The sequence below is a fragment of the Deinococcus aquaedulcis genome (assembly GCF_019693445.1).
Taxonomy (GTDB): Bacteria; Deinococcota; Deinococci; order Deinococcales; family Deinococcaceae; genus Deinococcus; species Deinococcus aquaedulcis.
This window is the reverse complement of record NZ_JAHRBL010000020.1, coordinates 23,738-41,564: the sequence shown is the minus strand read 5'-3', so window position 1 is coordinate 41,564 and position 17,827 is coordinate 23,738. Positions and strand designations below refer to the sequence as shown.

General features: G+C 61.6%; 16 protein-coding genes and 1 pseudogene. 5 read left to right on the top strand and 12 right to left on the bottom strand.

Translation table 11 applies throughout. The features are described from left to right. Positions 1–98 precede the first annotated feature (98 nt). From KMW22_RS16735 to KMW22_RS19740, 11 genes are all read right to left on the bottom strand, one after another. Entirely contained in the window at positions 99–689 is a 591-nt protein-coding gene (locus KMW22_RS16735; RefSeq protein WP_221091167.1) for a DDE-type integrase/transposase/recombinase, read from the bottom strand. Next, entirely contained in the window at positions 686–955 is a 270-nt protein-coding gene (locus tag KMW22_RS16730) for a transposase (protein ID WP_221091166.1), read from the bottom strand. The genes KMW22_RS16735 and KMW22_RS16730 overlap by 4 nt, the downstream gene beginning before the upstream one ends. A 606-nt stretch (positions 956–1,561) precedes the next feature. Then, positions 1,562–2,572: a glycosyltransferase family 2 protein gene (locus KMW22_RS16725; protein WP_221091165.1), complete on the bottom strand. Its 1,011-nt coding sequence runs from the start codon at positions 2,570–2,572 to the stop codon at positions 1,562–1,564. Further along, the gene (locus tag KMW22_RS16720) at positions 2,569–3,876 is read right to left on the bottom strand and encodes a lipopolysaccharide biosynthesis protein (RefSeq protein WP_221091164.1); all 1,308 of its coding nucleotides are present in this window, start codon (positions 3,874–3,876) and stop codon (positions 2,569–2,571) included. Before KMW22_RS16720 ends, KMW22_RS16725 begins: the two co-directional genes overlap by 4 nt. 39 nt (positions 3,877–3,915) lie before the next feature. Continuing rightward, positions 3,916–4,836, bottom strand: a complete 921-nt coding sequence (locus KMW22_RS16715; RefSeq protein ID WP_221091163.1) for a transketolase family protein — start codon at positions 4,834–4,836, stop codon at positions 3,916–3,918. After that, positions 4,833–5,681, bottom strand: a complete 849-nt coding sequence (locus KMW22_RS16710) for a transketolase (protein ID WP_221091162.1) — start codon at positions 5,679–5,681, stop codon at positions 4,833–4,835. The genes KMW22_RS16715 and KMW22_RS16710 overlap by 4 nt, the downstream gene beginning before the upstream one ends. Positions 5,682–5,684: 3 nt before the next feature. Beyond that, positions 5,685–6,647: an NAD-dependent epimerase/dehydratase family protein gene (locus KMW22_RS16705; protein ID WP_221091161.1), complete on the bottom strand. Its 963-nt coding sequence runs from the start codon at positions 6,645–6,647 to the stop codon at positions 5,685–5,687. Further along, positions 6,647–7,960 carry a lipopolysaccharide biosynthesis protein RfbH gene (gene rfbH, locus KMW22_RS16700; protein ID WP_221091160.1) on the bottom strand — a complete coding sequence of 438 codons (1,314 nt, stop codon included), beginning with the start codon at positions 7,958–7,960 and terminating at the stop codon, positions 6,647–6,649. The genes KMW22_RS16705 and rfbH overlap by 1 nt, the downstream gene beginning before the upstream one ends. Then, on the bottom strand, positions 7,957–8,949 hold the full coding sequence (locus tag KMW22_RS16695) for a GDP-mannose 4,6-dehydratase (protein ID WP_221091159.1): 993 nt from the start codon (positions 8,947–8,949) through the stop codon (positions 7,957–7,959). Before KMW22_RS16695 ends, rfbH begins: the two co-directional genes overlap by 4 nt. After that, positions 8,946–9,719 carry a glucose-1-phosphate cytidylyltransferase gene (rfbF, locus tag KMW22_RS16690; RefSeq protein ID WP_221091158.1) on the bottom strand — a complete coding sequence of 258 codons (774 nt, stop codon included), beginning with the start codon at positions 9,717–9,719 and terminating at the stop codon, positions 8,946–8,948. The genes KMW22_RS16695 and rfbF overlap by 4 nt, the downstream gene beginning before the upstream one ends. Positions 9,720–9,744: 25 nt before the next feature. Then, positions 9,745–10,224 (bottom strand): integrase core domain-containing protein, encoded by a 480-nt coding sequence (locus tag KMW22_RS19740; protein ID WP_407928456.1) that lies wholly within the window; start codon positions 10,222–10,224, stop codon positions 9,745–9,747. A gap of 440 nt (positions 10,225–10,664) precedes the next feature. On the opposite strand from KMW22_RS19740, the gene KMW22_RS19775 reads away from it, so the two are divergent. Beyond that, the gene (locus tag KMW22_RS19775; RefSeq protein WP_235693075.1) at positions 10,665–11,129 is read left to right on the top strand and encodes a hypothetical protein; all 465 of its coding nucleotides are present in this window, start codon (positions 10,665–10,667) and stop codon (positions 11,127–11,129) included. On the opposite strand, the gene KMW22_RS16675 is transcribed toward KMW22_RS19775, so the two are convergent. Then, entirely contained in the window at positions 11,074–12,222 is a 1,149-nt protein-coding gene (locus KMW22_RS16675) for a hypothetical protein (protein WP_221091156.1), read from the bottom strand. The genes KMW22_RS19775 and KMW22_RS16675 overlap by 56 nt on opposite strands. A gap of 340 nt (positions 12,223–12,562) precedes the next feature. Between KMW22_RS16675 and KMW22_RS16670 the strand changes: the two genes are divergently transcribed. The 4 genes and pseudogenes from KMW22_RS16670 to KMW22_RS16655 all read left to right on the top strand — a co-directional run. After that, positions 12,563–14,188 carry an AAA family ATPase gene (locus tag KMW22_RS16670; RefSeq protein ID WP_221091155.1) on the top strand — a complete coding sequence of 542 codons (1,626 nt, stop codon included), beginning with the start codon at positions 12,563–12,565 and terminating at the stop codon, positions 14,186–14,188. Positions 14,189–14,308: 120 nt separating this feature from the next. Then, positions 14,309–15,811, top strand: coding sequence for an O-antigen ligase family protein (locus KMW22_RS16665; protein WP_221091154.1), 1,503 nt, complete (start codon positions 14,309–14,311; stop codon positions 15,809–15,811). Then, positions 15,808–16,617: a hypothetical protein gene (locus KMW22_RS16660; protein ID WP_221091153.1), complete on the top strand. Its 810-nt coding sequence runs from the start codon at positions 15,808–15,810 to the stop codon at positions 16,615–16,617. Before KMW22_RS16665 ends, KMW22_RS16660 begins: the two co-directional genes overlap by 4 nt. A gap of 180 nt (positions 16,618–16,797) precedes the next feature. Then, positions 16,798–17,727 (top strand): annotated as a pseudogene (locus KMW22_RS16655) (transposase); the annotation flags it as partial. Between the last annotated feature and the right edge of the window lie 100 nt (positions 17,728–17,827).

Here is a 17,827-nt window from a genome sequence, read left to right as displayed (position 1 = left end):
AACCAACGATCACGCTCGTCGGCGGTTGAGGCTTGGCGTTGACGACGCAGCAGTTCGTCTTCATCTAAGTGCTTCAGAGGAATGATCGCTTTGATACACTAACTATACTTCAAATTTGTATAACTGTTTAATCGGAATTCGTATGAACCATTGTCACTGCGGATGAATCCTGGTGGACCACGTTCAGCGATGACCTCGCTCAGGACGTCCTTCACGTCCGCGAACGTGAAGGAGTCGCGGGCCCGCACGGCCAACGACTGCCGGGTGAATTCGTCGGTCAAGGTCAGGATTTTCAGGGTGGTTCCTCTCAGGGTCCGGTCAAAGATGAAGTCGTAGGTCCAGATGTGATTGGGAGACTCGGCGCTCATTGGAATTGACGCTCCGGTGCGGATTTTTCTGCTGCACTTGGGTTTGATCGTGAGGGCTTCTTCGCGCCAGATGCGCCTAACCCTCTTGCGGTTGATGTGCTGACCTTCCTGGACCAGCAGCGCATGGATGAACCGGGAGCCGCACCGAGGGTGGAGCAGCGCTAGCGCGCGGATCCGTTGTCGGATTTCGCTGTCCTGGCGCGGTTGTGGTCGGTCGTGCCAGGAGGATTTCGGGAGGCCCACCAGCAAGCAGGCCCGACCGGGCCTGACCCGCGCGGTGATCCAGGAACTGATCACCGCGCGTTTCTCGGTGGGCGTCACCGCTTTTTCTGAAGCACACCCTTCATGGCGTCGATCTCCAGGCGCTGCTCGCCGACGATCCGCAGGGGACGGGCATTCTCCTTTTCCAGCTGACGAAGCCGTTTGGCTTCGTCCACGGTGGTGTCGCCGTATTTCTTTTTCCAGCCGTAATAGGACGCCGGACTGCATCCGAAGTCCCGGTAGAGCTCCTCGATCGGTTTCTCGCCCTTCTTAGCGTCCTGGAGCAATTTGATGATCTGGTCTTCGGTGAACTGGCGCGTTTTCATCGGTGGGCCTCGCTTTCCAGCCTAAGGCTGGGGGCGAGCCGGAGTCTCTATTTCATCCCGTCCAGTTTTCGGGGGGCAGACCACCCTGGGCGACTTGACGCCAATGGAAGCGGACCGCCAAGCTTTAGTGGCTTAACCACAAATGTGCACAATCGGGGTAACCCCACAGGGTTGAGAGCGACCAGGTAGCGGTACCGTCCTGTTCCCGATCTGGGGACGACGCGCCGTCTCCAAGATACGGTTCCGCTCAGCGGAACCGTACACGATGGGAGGACGTCCACCTGAACGTGTTTCGAGTGCTTTTAATCCGTGTGCGTTGAACCGCGAGACCAGACGCGCGACCCCTTCACCGGATCGACGTTCACACAGACGAGCCGCTTCGGTATAGGGCACACGCGTCGAAACCGCGAGTAACGTCTTCGCGCGCCCCACGACGATGGCGGCGGTGTGCTGCGATCAACTTACCCGTTCCAACACGGCCCGTTCCTCTTCGGTCAGGGACCGGAGTGGGTTTTTCTGAACACGGGGCGTTATCCAAGCCTATACTCGTGGCAACTGATCCACTAGAGATATGCCATGAGTCAGCTGATAAGTGACCGACCGGGATTACCTCCTGAGACTCGCCGCAGCTCGGCGGGCAATCTGCTTGGCATTGAACAGCAATCGCAGCAGGCCCGTCGGCAGATACAGGACCGGCACAGCCCCCAACCAGTAGGTGGCATTCGTACTGTACGCCTGGTAGAACAATCGCCGGGTTCCGGCCCAGTCAATATTGAAGCGCCCATTGCGGTTGATCCGATGTGCGATGACTGTCGAGATCAGAAATCCTCTGAGGTGCTTGGTACGAATCCGTGCCGCAGTAGCTGCGTCCAGACCCCGGCTACAGCCGTAGTCCAGCAGGCTATTGAAGCTGTTAACGAACACCTTGAAGTACGAATAACCTCCAGCGTTGTCATGACGCATCGAGAGCAGCGGTTCCGAGACGTACACCGTGCGTCTGGAGTGCAGCAGGGCGTCCATGAACATGTAGCTCTGCGGCAGGTTCGTGCCAAAGGTCGGCCGGTAGTCGATGTCCTGGGTCAGCGAATGGCGGAAGCACAGCACGGAGAGGAACGTGATCCAGGTTCCGAGTTCGCCGATCACTTCGCTGGGGCGCGTGTGTCCGTTCCGGTAGGCTGCGGGCAATACAGGCTGCACCAACCCGCCGGGAGCCCCCCCGTCAATGAAGTGGTTACACGTCACCACCACAGCGTCCGTTTCCGGATTCAACTCGGCCATCAGGCGGCTGATGGCTCCAGGGAGCAGCAGGTCGTCGTCGGAGAGTATCCAGACAAATTCACCCCGCGCGTAGTCTGTGACGATCTGAACGTTATCGGCGCCGACTGACACGGCGTGGTGGTGAATGTTCCAGGCGACCTCCGGGTACCGCTGCTGAAAGTCGCTGATCACGCTCCGGGTATCGTCGCTTGAGGCATTGTTCGCAATGACGATCTCAACGCCCCTGGCGTGAGGCATAGCGGCCAAATCGTTCAGAATGCTCTGGAGCATCTGCCGGAGTAGCCCGGCGCGGTTGTATGTGGGAATACAGAGACTCAGAAGCGGGGAGCGCAGATTCATGTGGCCTCGGGAGCATCGGCCGTTGCCGGCGAGAGGGGATTTAGGTGCCTACGCACAACAGCATTGACCTTGAACGTGGCGTAGAGGGCAATGGGCAGGATAGAAACGATGGCCCCGATCAGGACGCCCGGTACGCCCATCCGGTGGCCCAGGAAAACGCTGAGCGCGATGTGCAGCGCCGCAGCGGCGGCGGTGATCAGGGCCTGTCCCCGCACATATCCCAGACCATTGAGAACCACGGAATAGCAGTTGATCCAGGCATATATGGAAATCCAAAGCGAGAGCAGCGCCAGGTGCAGCCGCTCGGTACCCTGAACCCCGGTCCATAGCTGTACCAGAAGGTCCCCAAAAAGGATCATGACTGTCGATCCGGCCACGCACAGCGCGGCCGTCAACAGTACGGAGCGGCGCACGGCACGGGCGATCCAGGGCCAGTCACCGGCCCCGAGTGCGTGGGTGTAGGCGCTCCAGAGCGGGTTGAGCACCGTGAAATGCAGTGTGATCAGCATGATGAACAGGCGCTGATACACGGAAAAGCGGCCGCCTTCTTCCAGGCCTGCCACCCTCGAAACGATGATGGGATCGGTGGAGAACAGCAGGATCGCAGAAACGCCCAGAACCCAGAAGGAGACGCTCGATCCGGCAATGCTCGAAACCATCGCCTTGATCTGTGCCCATGGCAGCAGGGTAAGTCTCCAGCGGCGTAGAATCAGGAAAGCGGCCAGTCCGAGGATCGCCGCCATGTTGTACACGCCATAGTAAGAGCCGATAAATGGAGCAATGGGCAGGCTCGCGTACGCCGTGACCGCGAAGAGGAGAAGCAAGGCCACCTGCAGAAGATCAATCAGGCTTTTTTGCCAGACTTCCTGGTAGGCCATGAAGCCCGCGCTGTAGAGATTGAGGGGCAGATTCAGAAGCATCAGGATGATCACCATCGTGATGGCCCAGCGCGCAGGCATGAAGAGTTCGGGGGCGTTGATGCCCAGGATGTGCTCCCAGGGAACTTGCGGGACCAACGCAATGACCAGCGCCGAGAGGGACAGCGCGAAGAGCAGCAGCGCCGTGAAGACCGCAGAAAAGAGGCGCCGCTGTTCCGCTGCTGAGTCGGTGCTTGTGGATGACAGAAGGGCCAGCTGGTTGCGCAGTCCCTGGCCCAGCCCCAGGTCGAAGTTACCTGCGAAGCTAACGAAAGTGGCCATCAGTGTCCAGAGACCGAAATGGGCCGCATTCAGGTGCCGGGCAAGAAAGCCGATGGAAACGAAGCTGATGACCATCCCAAGTATTCGGGAGGCCAGCAGGGCCACCGAGCCGAGCGCGACTGTACGCGTTCTGGACGTCACAGATCAGGGCGCCTGGATCTGACCCAGGAACGCATCAACCTTTTCCCGGACCGCTTCGAGGTTCAGCCCGTGCTCGTGCATCAGGTAGTCGTAGGTGCCGCAGAACTCCGAGAAGCGGTCCTCAATGCCGATCCGGCAGACGTACGTTGGCGCCCTCGCCGTGACGATTTCCGAGACCAGCGAGCCCAGCCCTCCGGCGGTGGCGTGCTCCTCCAGAACCACGATCAGGCGGCTGTTCCGTGCAATCTGCGTCACCTGCGCTTCGGAGATCGGTTTGATCATGGGCGCGGTCCAGACGCCACGCGTGGGGTAGTGCGCCGCCAGCTGCCGGGCCGTGATGGCCATGGAGCCGGTCGCGATGAAGCTGATGTCCCCTTCCCCACGGTCCACCTGAAGCAGCTCACCCGCCTCAAACTCCGGCACCTGCGTATGAACGCTGCCCAGGTCGGCTTTGCCCATGCGGATGTAGGCAGGCCGGGCGCGCTCGTAGGCCAGCTGCATGCACGCGCGCATCTCATAGGCGTCGGCCGGGGAGTAGATGTCAATGCCAGGCAGGGCGCGCAGCGCGGCGATGTCCTCCGTACTTTGATGACTGCTGCCCAGGGCGCTGTACACCACCCCCGCGCCGTCCCCGATGAACGTGACGGGCAGACCGACATAGCACACATCCAATTTGATCTGCTCAAGAACCCGGACCGGCACGAAGGCGCTCAGACCGTACACCAGGGGCCGCAGACCCGCCTGAGCCATCCCGGCGGCCACACCCACCATGTTCTGCTCGGCGATTCCCGCGTTGATGAAATACTGCGGGCAGGTGCGCCGGAACTCGTCGAACAGCGCGTAGCCGTGATCGCCGGTGAGCATACGGATTCGGGGGTCGGACTGCGCCAGGCGCACCAGTTCACTGGAAAAGGCATCTCTCATGGCTGAATATCCTCAGCGATCTGCTGTTCGGCGGCGAGCTCGGTGTTGGCCAGGGCGAAGGTCTCGGGATTGAGCCGGGTGTAATGCCAGCGGTTGTCGTGCTCCATAAAGGACAGGCCCTTCCCTTTGACCGTCCGGGCGATGATGGCCTTTGGCCGGCCATCCTGGGCACGCAGCTCCTGCAGCGCAGCCGCAATGGCCGCTTCGTCGTGTCCGTCCGTGGAGCGGGTGTCGAAACCGAAGGCCGTGAACTTGGCGGCCAGATCGCCCAGGCTCAGGACCTCGTCGGTGGTGCCCATGGCCTGGAAGCCGTTGGCATCCACCAGGATGACCAGGTTGTCCAGCCGGTGATGGGCGGCGAACAGCATGGCTTCCCACATCGGCCCCTCGTTCATCTCACCGTCACCGACCACGGCGTAACAGCGCTGGGTGGTCCCCAGCTGCTTGGCCGCCAGCGCCAGCCCGACCCCCACGGACAGGCCGTGGCCCAGCGAGCCGGAGGTCACTTCCAGGCCGGGAACGTGCGCGTCTGAAAGGCCCTTGAGCCGCGTGCCGTCGGCAAAATAACGGTCGATGTCGTCGTCACTCAACCAGCCGAGCGCGTACAGACAGGCGTACTGGGCCATGACGCCGTGGCCCTTGCTCAGGACCAGATAATCCCGGTCCGGCGCCTGCGGACCGTTGCCCAGGTGCATCTCTTCCCGGTACAGCACCGCCAGCAGCTCAATAATCGAAAAGGCGCAGGCAATATGAACGGTAGAGCCGGCGTTGGCCATGCGGATAACGGTCCGGCGAAGCGCTCTGGCTTCCAGCTTTGCCTGCTCGCGACTCTGAATGTGCGGCATACCTTATTCTCCCTGTGTCTGAGCCTTGCGGGATTCTCCCTGTGTCTGAGCCTTGCGGGTGCGGTTCCAGGCGACAGTCCGGCGCATGCCTTCCTGAAGGGAAGTGGAGGGCTGCCAGCCGGTCTCACGCGCCAGGCGCTCAATATCGACGCGCAGACTCATGATCTGTTGTGGGCCGTACGCCCGGCGTCCCAACCCGAGCGGAAGTTGGGGATCGATAAGGTCCCGGGCCATCCGCACGTAATCCGCGACGGCCTGGGACTGTCCACTGCCGAGATTATAGGTACCCGACGCCGTAGGGGTGCTTGCCAGCGCCAGCAGGGCCTGGGCCGCGTCCTGAACGTACAGGTAGTCCCACAGCTGTTCGCCGGGCGTCAGCTCGGGTTCTCGCCCGTCCAGGTAGCAGCCGATGGCATACGGCAGCAGGTGATTGGGATCGTCGTATGGGCCGTAGGTCGCGGCCAGCCGCACCCAGATCAGCCGCATCCCGAGCTGCTGACACAACCCGGCCGCCCTCTGGTGAAACTGAACTTTCGCCCTTCCATACGCCGTTTCCGGGGCTGGAGGTAACGACTCGTGCAGCGGGGCGTCCGGACGCCCGTACTCGGCCTGGGACCCCAGAGCCACGCAGGTGGTCGCGCCCGCCTGGGCGGCCACACGGATCAGGTCCAGGCCGCCCGCCACGTTCTCATCGGCCTGGTTTGGATTATTCAGCTGGGCGTGGGTCACGCCCGACCAGGCGAGGTGAAAGAGCGTGTCCGGCCGGAACGCCTGGAGGGCCGGCAGGAGTTCGGGCGCCGTGGACAGTGAGCCGTGAACCACCGTGACCCGTGAGGCCAGATCCGTGAAGTCGGAGAGCGAACGCTCTGGGCGCACCAGCACCGACACCTCCGCGCCCTGATCAAGCAGGACTGGAATCAGCGCCCGGCCCAGGTGCCCGGTGCCGCCGGTGACGAAAGCGCGCATCAGCGCCGGCAGACTTCACCGATGGACTGCGCGATGAAGTCAAGCTGCGCCTGGTGCAGGCCTGGGTAGATGCCCACCCACAGGGTGCCGTTCATGATCTGATCGGTGACTTCGGTGCTGCCCACGACGCGGTGCTGGATGCCCTGGTATGCAGGCTGACGCAGCAGGTTTCCTCCGAACAGCAGGCGGGTCCCGATCTTGCGGTCTTCCAGGTGCCGGACCAGCTGGGCGCGTGTGAACGGCGCCCCTTCCCGCACGGTGAGGGGAAACCCGAACCAGCTCGGTTCGGCGCCTGGCGTCGCTTCGGGTAGGATCAGCCACTCCTGGTAGGGCTCCAGCGCGGCGCGCAGGTAACGGAAGTTCTCCTGACGGCGCGTGATGAACTCGTCAAGTTTGCCCAGCTGCGCCACGCCGACCGCCGCCTGCATGTCGCTAAGTTTCAGGTTGTACCCGATGTGCGAGTAGGTGTATTTGTGATCGTACCCATACGGCAGTTCGCCCAGTTGCCAGTCGAACCTCTTGCCGCAGGTGTTGTCCACGCCGGGTTCGCACCAGCAGTCGCGCCCCCAGTCGCGGAAGGATTCGACCAGTTTTTTCAGAAGCGGCTGGTTGGTCAGCACCGCGCCGCCCTCACCCATGGTCATGTGGTGGGCCGGGTAGAAGCTGACTGTCGCCAGGTCGCCGAAGGTCCCGACCTTCTTTCCCTGATAGGTCGCGCCTACGGCGTCGCAGGTGTCCTCAATCACCCACAGGTTGTGGCGCCGGGCGACGTCCATCACCGTTTGCAGGTCGAAGGGGTTACCCAGCGTGTGGGCCACCATGATGGCCTTGGTGCGGGGTCCCACGGCCTCTTCCAGGCGCTCGGTGTTGATGTTGTAGGTGGGAATGTGGGCGTCCAGAAAGACTGGAATCAGGCCGTTCTGGATGATCGGGTTGACGGTGGTAGGAAAGCCCTCGGCCGCCGTGATGACCTCGTCTCCCGGCTGCAGGCGGCGGTCGCCCAACTGCGGCGAGGTGAGCGCCGAAAGCGCGACCAGGTTGGCACTGGAGCCGCTGTTGACCAGCAGGCAGTGCCGCAGGCCGAACCAGCGGGCGAAGTTCTTCTCGAATTTCTTCGCGAATCTTCCGGTGGTCAGCCAGAAATCCAGCGAGGCGTCCACGAGGTGCTCGACCTCATCGGCGTCAAAGACCTTGCCGCTGACCGGCACGGCGGTGCTGCCCGGTTCGAAGGGACGCTCCGGCCAGTTCGCGGCGTGGTACTCACGGGTCAGTTTCAGAATTTCCTGACGGATGTCATCGGGTGAACGGCTCACGCTTGCTCCTTGAAATACTTGAGATACCAGTCCACCGTTTCACGGAGCCCGGCCTCGAAGGAGTACTCCGGCTTCCAGCGCAGCACAGAAGCTGCCTTGGTCGAGTCGAGGTACTGGTGCTTGATTTCGGCTTTCGCCTCGTTGCGGATGACCGGCTGCAGGTGGCCCTGGTCCATCACGTCGGCCAGCGCAGAAATAACGTCCAGCACGCTGCGCGGCTGATCCGGACCGAAATTGAAGATCTCACCGGCGACGTCCTCGCGGCTGGCCTGCTCGGCCATCAACAGGTAGGCCTGGACGGCGTCCTGGACGTACACGTAGTCGCGGGTGAGGGTGCCGTCACTGCGAACCACGGGGGCCTGTCCGTCCAGGAAGGAGCGGATCGTCCCCGGGATGATGCGGCTCCAGTTGAGGTCGCCGCCGCCATAGATGTTGCCGCAGCGCGCAATGACCACCGGAAGCCCGTAGGTGTGGAAGTAGGTCTGGCTGATCAGGTCGGTGCAGGACTTCGAGACGTCGTAGGGGTGTTTGCCAGCCGACGGCATGTCCTCGGTGTAGGGCAGCACCTCGCTGTCGCCGTAAGCCTTATCGCTGGAGGCCACCAGCACGCGCTGAACGAGATTGCGGTGCACACGGCAGGCTTCCATCAGGTTGTAGGTGCCGCGCACGTTCGCCTCAAAGGTGGGCAACGGGTTGCGGTAGGCGGTCCCCACGATGGTCTGCGCCCCCAGATGAAACACCGTGTCGATCTCGTGCTCGTTGATCGCCCGCTCCAACGCCCCGTAGTCCTCCAGTGACCCGCTGACCACGTTGACCCGGCTGAGCAGGCCGCTGCGGATCAGCTCGGTCTGAGGATCCCAGTCGCGCAGAAGCACCACCACATAGGCCCCGCGCTCCACAAGGGCGCGCACCAGCCACGAGCCGACCAGGCCCGAGGCACCCGTCACAAAAGCGCGCTTTCCGCGCCAGAAGGCGGCATTGTTCATCATTTCCAGACCTTCCAGGGTGCCTGACCGGACTCCCACATCTCGTGCAGCATCACCTTTTCACGTAGCGTGTCCATCGGCTGCCAGAAGCCCTCATGGCGGTAGGCCATCAGTTCTCCGCTGCGGGCCAGCTGCTCCAGCGGCTCGTGCTCCCAGATGGTGCTGTCGTCCGTGATCAGGTCCAGCACCCTGCGGTGCAGCACGAAGTATCCCGCGTTGACCCAACCCTCCCCCACCTGTGGTTTTTCCGTGAACTCCGCCACGCGCTCGCCCTCAAACACCACACCGCCGAAGCGGGCAGGGGGCCGGGCGGTGGTGACGGTCGCCTGCTTCCCATGCGCCTCATGAAAAGCGCGCAGCTGCGCGACGTCGATGTTGGCCAGCCCGTCACCGTAGGTGGCCATGAACGTTTCGTCCTCAGCGAATAGGTGGCGCAGGCGACCGAAACGGCCGCCGGTCTGACTGGTCAGTCCTGTGTCGATGAGGTGCACCTTCCAGTCGGTCTGATTGCGGTGCTGGATCGCCACCGAGCCGTCGGACAGGTCAACGGTGATGTCGTTGTCGAGGGCGTAGAAGTTCAGGAAGTATTCTTTGATCACCTCGCCCTTGTAGCCCAGGGCAATAATGAATTCTTTGATCCCCCCAGCGGCGTAAATATTCATGATGTGCCAGAGCATCGGCTTACCGCCGATTTCGACCATCGGTTTGGGTTTGATAGAAGTTTCCTCGGCCAGCCGGGTACCGAGTCCACCGGCAAGGATGACTGCTTTCAAGGGGTTCTCCACAACATGCTGCCCACTATAAGGTCTGGGTCATAGACCGCGCCGCTGGGCTTGGTCTGGCCCCAAAGTTTGGGCGGATTCGAGTAGAGATTCGTTCTATGAGCAGCGTACAACACAGACCTTCTTCACTTGCCCAGGAGTCGGGGCGACCGCATCCTCCGCGGTTCCTGTCCGCTGAGGGGGGCGGCAGTCCGGCTACTGGCCTGCTGGGCACACTCGTCGGGTGTGCGGCACTTAACGACGAATGTGACTGCCTAGTGTTGGAAAACGATCGCCAGTCATCCAGCAAGACCTGAGCGTGCCTGGCGGAGTAGAACACCTCCTGGTTGAGGCACTCGTCGCGCAGCCTGGAGTAGAAACTCTTGGCAAAGCCTTTCTGCCAGGGCGTTCCAGGTTGGATGAACCGGGTACCGATGTCCTGTACGGCCAGCCAGACGTCCAGGGCACGGGCAATGAATTCCGGTCCGTTGTCACTGCGGATAAATTTTAGGTGCACACGCTCGGCGATGACTTCATTGAGCACGTCCTTGGAGGTGAAGGGTGTCGAGACCCAGAGCGCGACGGACGGCCAATTCGGCGGTCAGGTTAAGGGTTTTTAGGGTGGTGCCGCCCAGAGTCTGATCGAAGATGAAGTCGGAGGTCCAGCCATGGTCGGGAGATTCGGCGCTCATCGGAACGGAGGTCTTGCGGCGCTTCCTAAGGGGTTTGGATTTGATGGTGAGCGCTTCCCGCCGGACCTTCTTGCGCTGGATGCGCTGGCCCTCCTAGACCAGGAGGGCGTGAATGAATCGATAACCCCGATGAAGGTGGAGCAACGCCAGTTCACGGAGACGTTGCCGCAATACGCTGCCCTGGCGGAGTTTCGGTCAGAAATGCCAGGACGATTTGGGTAAGCCCACCAGGAAGCAGGCCCGGTCGGGCCTGACGTGTGCCAGGATGAGCGCACTCACCGCGCCACGTTTCTGGGTGGGCATTCCCGCTTTTTCCCATCACGTCCTTCATAGGGTCGATCTACAGGCGCTGCTGACCCACGATGCGCAACATCCGGGCGTTTTCTTGCTCCAGCCGATGAAGCCGTTTGACTTCGTCCGGTGTGGCATCGTCGTACTTTTTCTTCCAGCCGTCAGAGGACGCTGGACTAAAGCCGAACTCCCGGCACAGGTCCTCAATAGGCTTCTCGCCTTTTTCGCCTTCCTGAGGCAGCTTGATGATCTAGTCTTCGGTGAACTGACGGGTTTTCATGACATGGCCTCGCTTTCCAGCCTACGGCTGGGGGCGAGCCTGACTCTTTACTTCATCCCGTCCAGTTTTCGGGGGCAGACCACCTCTCGCAAAGCGGCGCAGGTCAATCTGAATCTGGTAAGGTCGTCCGCTGTGTGCCAGCGGGAAGACCATTCCTGAGCGACGCGCTATGTAACAAAATGAGAATGACAAACCAGATCAGGATATTGGCGCGGTTGACGGTCAGTACAGGCCCGCCCTGGTTCGCCAGAAAGAGGAATACTGACATGGTAACTATCATCCGTCCATACACCTTCGTGAACTGGGAGACCCCGATGACAAGAAGATAGAATATTACGGGGATGAAGAGAATCAAGCCAACAATCCCGGCCTGTGCATAAGCGTCAAAATAACCATTGTCGATAGCTGTAAAACTCCGGAATCCAAAGCCGAACAGTGGCTCATCGCGAAAGGTCTGGGCAAGCTGCTCAAGGAGCAGTGTCTCTCCGCCAAAGCGCCCAGCGGTGTAAAGATACAGAGCACTCTCACCGCTGCTCTGACTCTGAAACAGACGCAGCAGATAGTCGGTTCCGGCCCACTTTCCAGCGACTGTCCACGCGGCAGCCCCCATAATAACTGTGAAGACAGAGATGGCGAGCCACTGCCGCAGGGTCAGGAAGAAGCCGCGCCGACTCATCTCGAACAAGATGGTCAGGAAAACGACGATCGGCACGCCAAGCACAAATACCTTAGAAACGCTCAGGGTACCGCCAATGAGCAAAGGGATCATGCAAGCCCAGGTCCAGAAAGTGTCCTTTCGCGTGACGATCGCCCGCATAAGCAGAGTGATACCCGCTACATAGGCCACGCCGGTTTCCAGCGGCTGATTGAATACCCCGGAATACCGCCCGTTTTCTATGCTGAGGCTCGCCACACTCGTTTCGCCCGGTGGCAACCAGAACTTGAGCCAGGCCGGAGAGCCAGAATAGATTTGGATCAGTTGAACTGCGACATTGGCGGTCAAAGCGATCAGAATCGCTTGCGATGCTGAAGCGAGTTGATGCTGAAAACGGTGAACGATCAGCACGATCAGCATTGGTTGAATCCAGTTGTCGGCCTGGGCGAAAATCTTGGCTGCGGACACAGGATAGCTGAGTGTCTGAAAGGCAGACATAATCAGAATCCCGGAAAAGCAAAGCAGAACTACCACTTCAAACAATAGAAGTTTCCGCCGGGCCTGGAGCAAAGTGAGCAGCGAATAGAGGCCCGCCAAGTAGAGAACAGGGTGCTCGAACCGCACTCCCTGCCAGATATAGGGTCCGAAAGCGGAGAGGACCACCAATACCGGGACCAGGCGACTGTCTATTTTCCATCGCACAGTCGGCCGCGCCTCCGAACGTGTGGCTGTAGAAAGCGGTTCATGTTTAACTGAGGTCAGCACTCTATCCCACTATAGACCTTGGCTACGGAAATGAGGTTGACCTTTCGTGTTGCAAGCCTGCGTAGGCTTTGGATCAAGCCGTATATTGAGGAAGTATGCCCCGAGCCCCCGCCAACAAGAACCCTGAAGCCTCCTTCGTAACGCGGCTGCCTATCAGGAGCCGAGCTGAGCTATGACCGCATCCACAAACGAGGTCGATTCGACCCTCCTGCTGCGCGGCCTACGCCGGCACTTCAAATGGATTCTGGCCTGTTCCGTTGCTGTGGCGGCCATCATGTATCTCCTCGCCGACGCCAAACCGCGTATTTATCAGGCGCAGGCAAGCCTGCTGGCCGCCAATGTCTCCCTGGGTAACACCTCGGTGGATACCGCCATCATCAAAGCGCCGCCTCTCCCGGAGGGTGCGATCGGTCAGGCCCTGATCAGCAGCAGCGTGATGGAGCCTCTGATCAAGGCTATCCTTGCCTCTGCCACCATCAATCCCGCCGAGAAGACACGCCTGCGTGACACGCTAAGGATGGAGCTGCGGACGCGCTCCTCCAGCACCGTGACGCTGAACTCGCAGGTTGACCCGTACGGCAACGGCATCTACACCGTGAGTGCCCGTGCCCGCAATGCCCAGGTGTCCCGGGACCTGGCCAACCTCGCGGCGTCGGCGCTGCTGACCTGGGACCGCAACCGCGCCCTGACCAGCGTGCGCCGGGCCCAGGCTGGTTATAAGGCCCAACTTACGCAGATTGACGATCAGCTCAGCCGTCAGTCGACCGGAATCGACCGCCAGACGCTGATCGCTCGCCGTGCCACCATTGTCGGTAACCTCAGTCAGGTCAGCATGATGGAGGATTCAGTGGCCGGGGTGCTCAGCCCACTGGCCGACGCTCAGGTTCCTCTCGCCCCAGTCTCTCCTAGGCCGCTGCGCGACGCCATACTAGGTGGGATCGGCGCGCTGCTCATTGCAACGCTGCTGTCGCTGGGGGTGACCGCGCTGGACCGCACGGTACGCAACGAAGAGGACCTCCTGGCTCTGGGAATTCCGACCCTGGCCACTGTACCCAGGATGCGTCAGCGCGAACTGATCATGATGGGACTCGTCCGGGCCGCCAGACAGGCTGGTCTCTATGAGGCCATTGGATTCCTGAGGGTCAACCTGCTCTCGGCGCTTCCGCAGGTCGCCCACCCGGTGGTGATGATCAGCAGCACTGGGCCTGGCGAAGGCAAGAGCAGCATTACAGCCGCCCTTGCAGACGGCGTGGCCACCAGCGGCAAGCGGGTGCTGATTCTGGACGCTGACTTGCGGCGCGGCACCCAGCGTGAGGTGTGGAAAAAGTACGACGAATCCGACAGGTGGCGGCCGCTGACCGGGACAGGGGGCGTTCGGACCGCCCATGAAGCCCTACTCAATCCGGACAATGTCGAGGTACTGGAAGTTGAACCCAACGTGGACATGCTGCCTGCCGGCTCAGGAATTCAGGATAGCTTGGGCGTGATCAACCAGGCCGATTTCGACCGCGCCCTGGCCCTCTGGCGCGTTAAGTACGACCTTGTTCTCATCGACAGCGCGCCGCTTCTGGCCCTGGCTGACGGCCTAATCATCGGCAAACACGCCGACGCGGTCTTGCTGGTGACTGAGTACGGCCGGACGAACATGCAGGGCGTCAAATCCGCGATCCGGCGCGCCGAATGGGCGGGCCTGAATCTAATAGGCCTGGTGATCAACAAGGCTAATGCACGCGAAGAAAGCAATTACGGCTACGGCTACACCTATCAGGCGCGCGACGGGGTGGTAGCCAGCAGATAACGCGGTGCTGACCCGCTGTGCAGGCGGAAGCCGGGCATCCCCCAGGGGTGTCCGGCGCCTGTTTTTCTGCTGCTCCTGGGCAAGGTCTGGCGGGCTGGCACGATCGCCTATAGTGGGCCGGTGACTGTCCCGGTTCCTTATTCCAGCAGGGAGCGTCTCACCGACCTGTGGCTGGCAGCTCTTCCGCCGCTCTATGTGCTTTCGCCACTGGCGCTGCTGTTTCTCCCCCAGTGGACAAGGCTGCGAAAAGAGCTTCAGGTGGTGATGTTGCTGTTCGTGGCCAGTCAATGTCTGCCCGCGCTGCTCGCGCCTGAGCCGCTCAGTGCTCTGCTGGGCAGCTCGGTGCGCTGCGCCCTGATTGTCTCCCTGATCCTGGGTGGTCTGGCACTAGGCGGCGGCGAACGGCTTAAACCCATGCTGATCGGTGTGGGGGCCGTGCTGCTGACTGCCGTTGTCTTTAGCAGCACCGCCCTGTCGGATCTGCTGTCCATCCGCCTGACCCACCCCTACATGACCCAGACGACCGTCGGTTTTGCCGGCGGAATTGGGTTACTGCTGGCGCTGTTCACAGGCTTAAAGGCCGGGATACGTTACCCTCTTGCACTTCTGTTCGCAGGAGCGCTATTGATGTCGGGCAGCCGCAGTGCGCTGCTGGGTGTGGGCGTGGGGCTGCTGCTGGCGCTCGTCCGTCATCAGCAGCCCCGGCGAATGGCCGCCGGTCTGCTGACCGTCGTGCTGGCGGTCAGCGCGCTGTACATCAGTGGCTCGAACGTGCTCCAGCGGTATGCGTCTATCGACCTGACCGGCAGAGACCTGATCTGGTCGAATACACTTTCCGTGATCCGGCACCATCCGCTGGGCGGCGTGGGCAGCTACGGCCTAGGGCGTTACCTTGAAAAACCCGGCGCCTGCGAATTCTTTGCTGGCTCTAGCGGTCAGGGTGCGGAATGCCCGGCCGTCGTTGCCCGTGTGCACAGCCCCTGGCTGATCGCCCATAACATCAGCCTGCAAGCCTTAGTCGAAACTGGGCCTCTGGGCTGGCTGGGGCTGGCTGCGCTGCTCAGCCTGATCTTCGTGACCGCGTTGTGGAAGGGCACGCCGCTGGAGCTGTCGTTGTTGACCTTTCTGTTGGCGGCGAACGTGGCAGATAACACCCTGATCGTACCCAGTCCGTTTTTCGCTGAGGTGTTCTGGCTGGTAGGTGGGGTCACCTTAGGGCGCGGCCTCGTCTGGAACCGCTCCGCAGGTCTGGTGAGCGGCCTCCTTGTTCTTCTGCTGTCGCTTCCGCTGTGGAGTCCGCTGGTCACCCGCGGCGGGACGCCCGGGGGACCCGGGACCATGCGCGTTCTGTACGCTCCGCCTACCTTCCAGACGGGTCAACCCTACCAGGTCTACGCTGGACTCCAGCTGCCACCCGGCAGCTACCGCGCCGCCCTGGTCGCTTGCAGCCCCACCTGCCGCACCGTGTGGCTCGCGCCATATCAGGCCTCTGCCGGGCCCGTCATGATCAGCACTCGCCTTCCGCAGGACACCTCCCTTCTGCGACTCAGCATCTATCCGGCACGGTCGTCTCTGGCGACGACGGCACTGTGGGCCTCCGAATGGCCGGTGGAGGCGAAATGACGCGCAGGCCTCCTCTCTCCTTTCTGGGCCCGCTGGCTGCCGCGGCAGTGGCCGCCGCAACGCCGCATCTCGTGACGCTGCCTACGCCTGCGCCTCTGGTCATAGCAAAGCAGGACTGTAGTGAGCAGTGGCAGCGGAGTGACAGCCAGGACATCTGGGATGGAAACGCCACCGCCGCCTTGACCGGTACCGTCTGGTTTGAGCGCCGGTTCTGCCGTGCCGGGAAACTGGCGCTAAACCTTCACGGTGAGGCAGCTGGTGGCGCGCCGGCTGTCCTGAGCATCATCGCGGACGGCAGCACCCTGCCGGACACGCCGGTTGAAGGACAAAAGGCGCTGAGCCTGGACGTGAAGAAGGGCCAGCTTCTTCAGATCGGCTTTTTCAATCCGTATCTCCGCCGGGAATCCCGCACTACAATCCTGATGGGATTCGAGCTGTCCGGTAACAGCTGCAAGTCCCTCCAGGTCGATTATCCGTCTGAGGCAGGTGGGCAGTGGTTTCCCGACCAGAACTCTGCCTCTCTTGTCTTCGACGTGCCCATGACGGTAACGCCTTGTGCCTCCGGCCTGCTGAAGTTCGTCACCACAGGACAGAAGGCGCGGGGGGAATATGCCCGACTGGAACTGACACAGAACGGTGGGAAGACCGTCCAGGAAATTCAGGTTGGCCGGGAGCTACGCAAACATACCGTTGAGCTGACAGGAGGCCCGCTCCACATCAAGATCAAGAATCCTTACCTCAATGTGAGCGAGATACGGCGCCTCACTCTTCAAGCTGCGCAGTTTACACCAGCGCCCTCCAAATAGAGGCAGCCAAAAAATCGTGCACAAAGTGCTCTTGAGAAGATGTCGATCTCAGCACCTGCTTCGTCAGAAAATTGACTGGCCAACGGGCTGTGACCTGATTCCGGAAAGCGAGGGCAGATGACTCAGATCTTGCAGCTGAATAGGTAGTCAGAAAGCGCGCCCAGACGAGAGAAAGAGGGTGTGAACGACCTCAGACTCTCCGGGAAGCGCGCTCGTAGTCTGGCAGATCACCTGCTCGCCGTCCCTCGCACGATCTACCAGCGGCGCAGCCTTGAGGCTGCACTCGGGCTGTTCGTCGATCTGGGGCGGAAAACAGCGCTTCACCGCGCCTCCACGGTCAGCGCCAGTGCCCTCAGTCGTCTCCTGAACGCGTACACCTGGGACACGCGCGCTTGCTGGAACTCCCTCCAGCAGACGCCGTGGGACTCGCTTCTTCTGGCTGCGCGCCGCAAGCGGCGCCCGCGACTTCACCTGTGCGTCGATCTCACCAGCATCCCCAAAACAGGCCGGAAGCTCCCTTCTGTTCGCGTGTACAACGGCGTGCACGGCATTCACCTCGTCGTCCTGTATGCCGTCTACGGCACACTCAAGTTTCCGGTCGGGTATCGCGTGTACCGGGGTCGGGGTACCCCGACCCCAGTCCGGCTCGCGTTGGACCTCCTCGCGACCGTTCCGCAGCCGATCCGGCGGCGATTCGACATGTGGGTGCTGGCCGACAGCGGGTTCGAGTCCGAGAAGTTCTTGCAGGGCGTGCGGGACGAGGGGTTCGAGTTCGTCGTGGGTGTTCGGTCGACACGGCGCACCGATCACCCAGGTCGAGTGACAGTGAATGACTGCGAGCACGGCAGCTGGCTGTCGCTCCACAACTGGCCGTGGGAGGTCGTGACGCTGGCCCGATTTGACCGGGGCGACCGGACCTTCTTCTCGGTGTCGTCGCAACGCCGCTCTGGCGACGTCGTCGCCAGAGCGGGAAAGCGCCGGTGGGCCATCGAATCTTTCTTCAAGGCGTCCAAGCACCAGTTCGGCCTGAATCGGTTCGCGCTGCATACCGCTCAGGGGCTGGATCGCTGGGTGCTCCTGGTGTGTGCCGCTTTCCAGGTGCAAGATCTGAGGATGAGCTTGCAGAGGTCATCCAGGCCTCCATGGCTGGCCACCACCCCCTCTCAATAGTTTACCTCCCGGGATACACTTCAGAATTCAGGCCCATTGA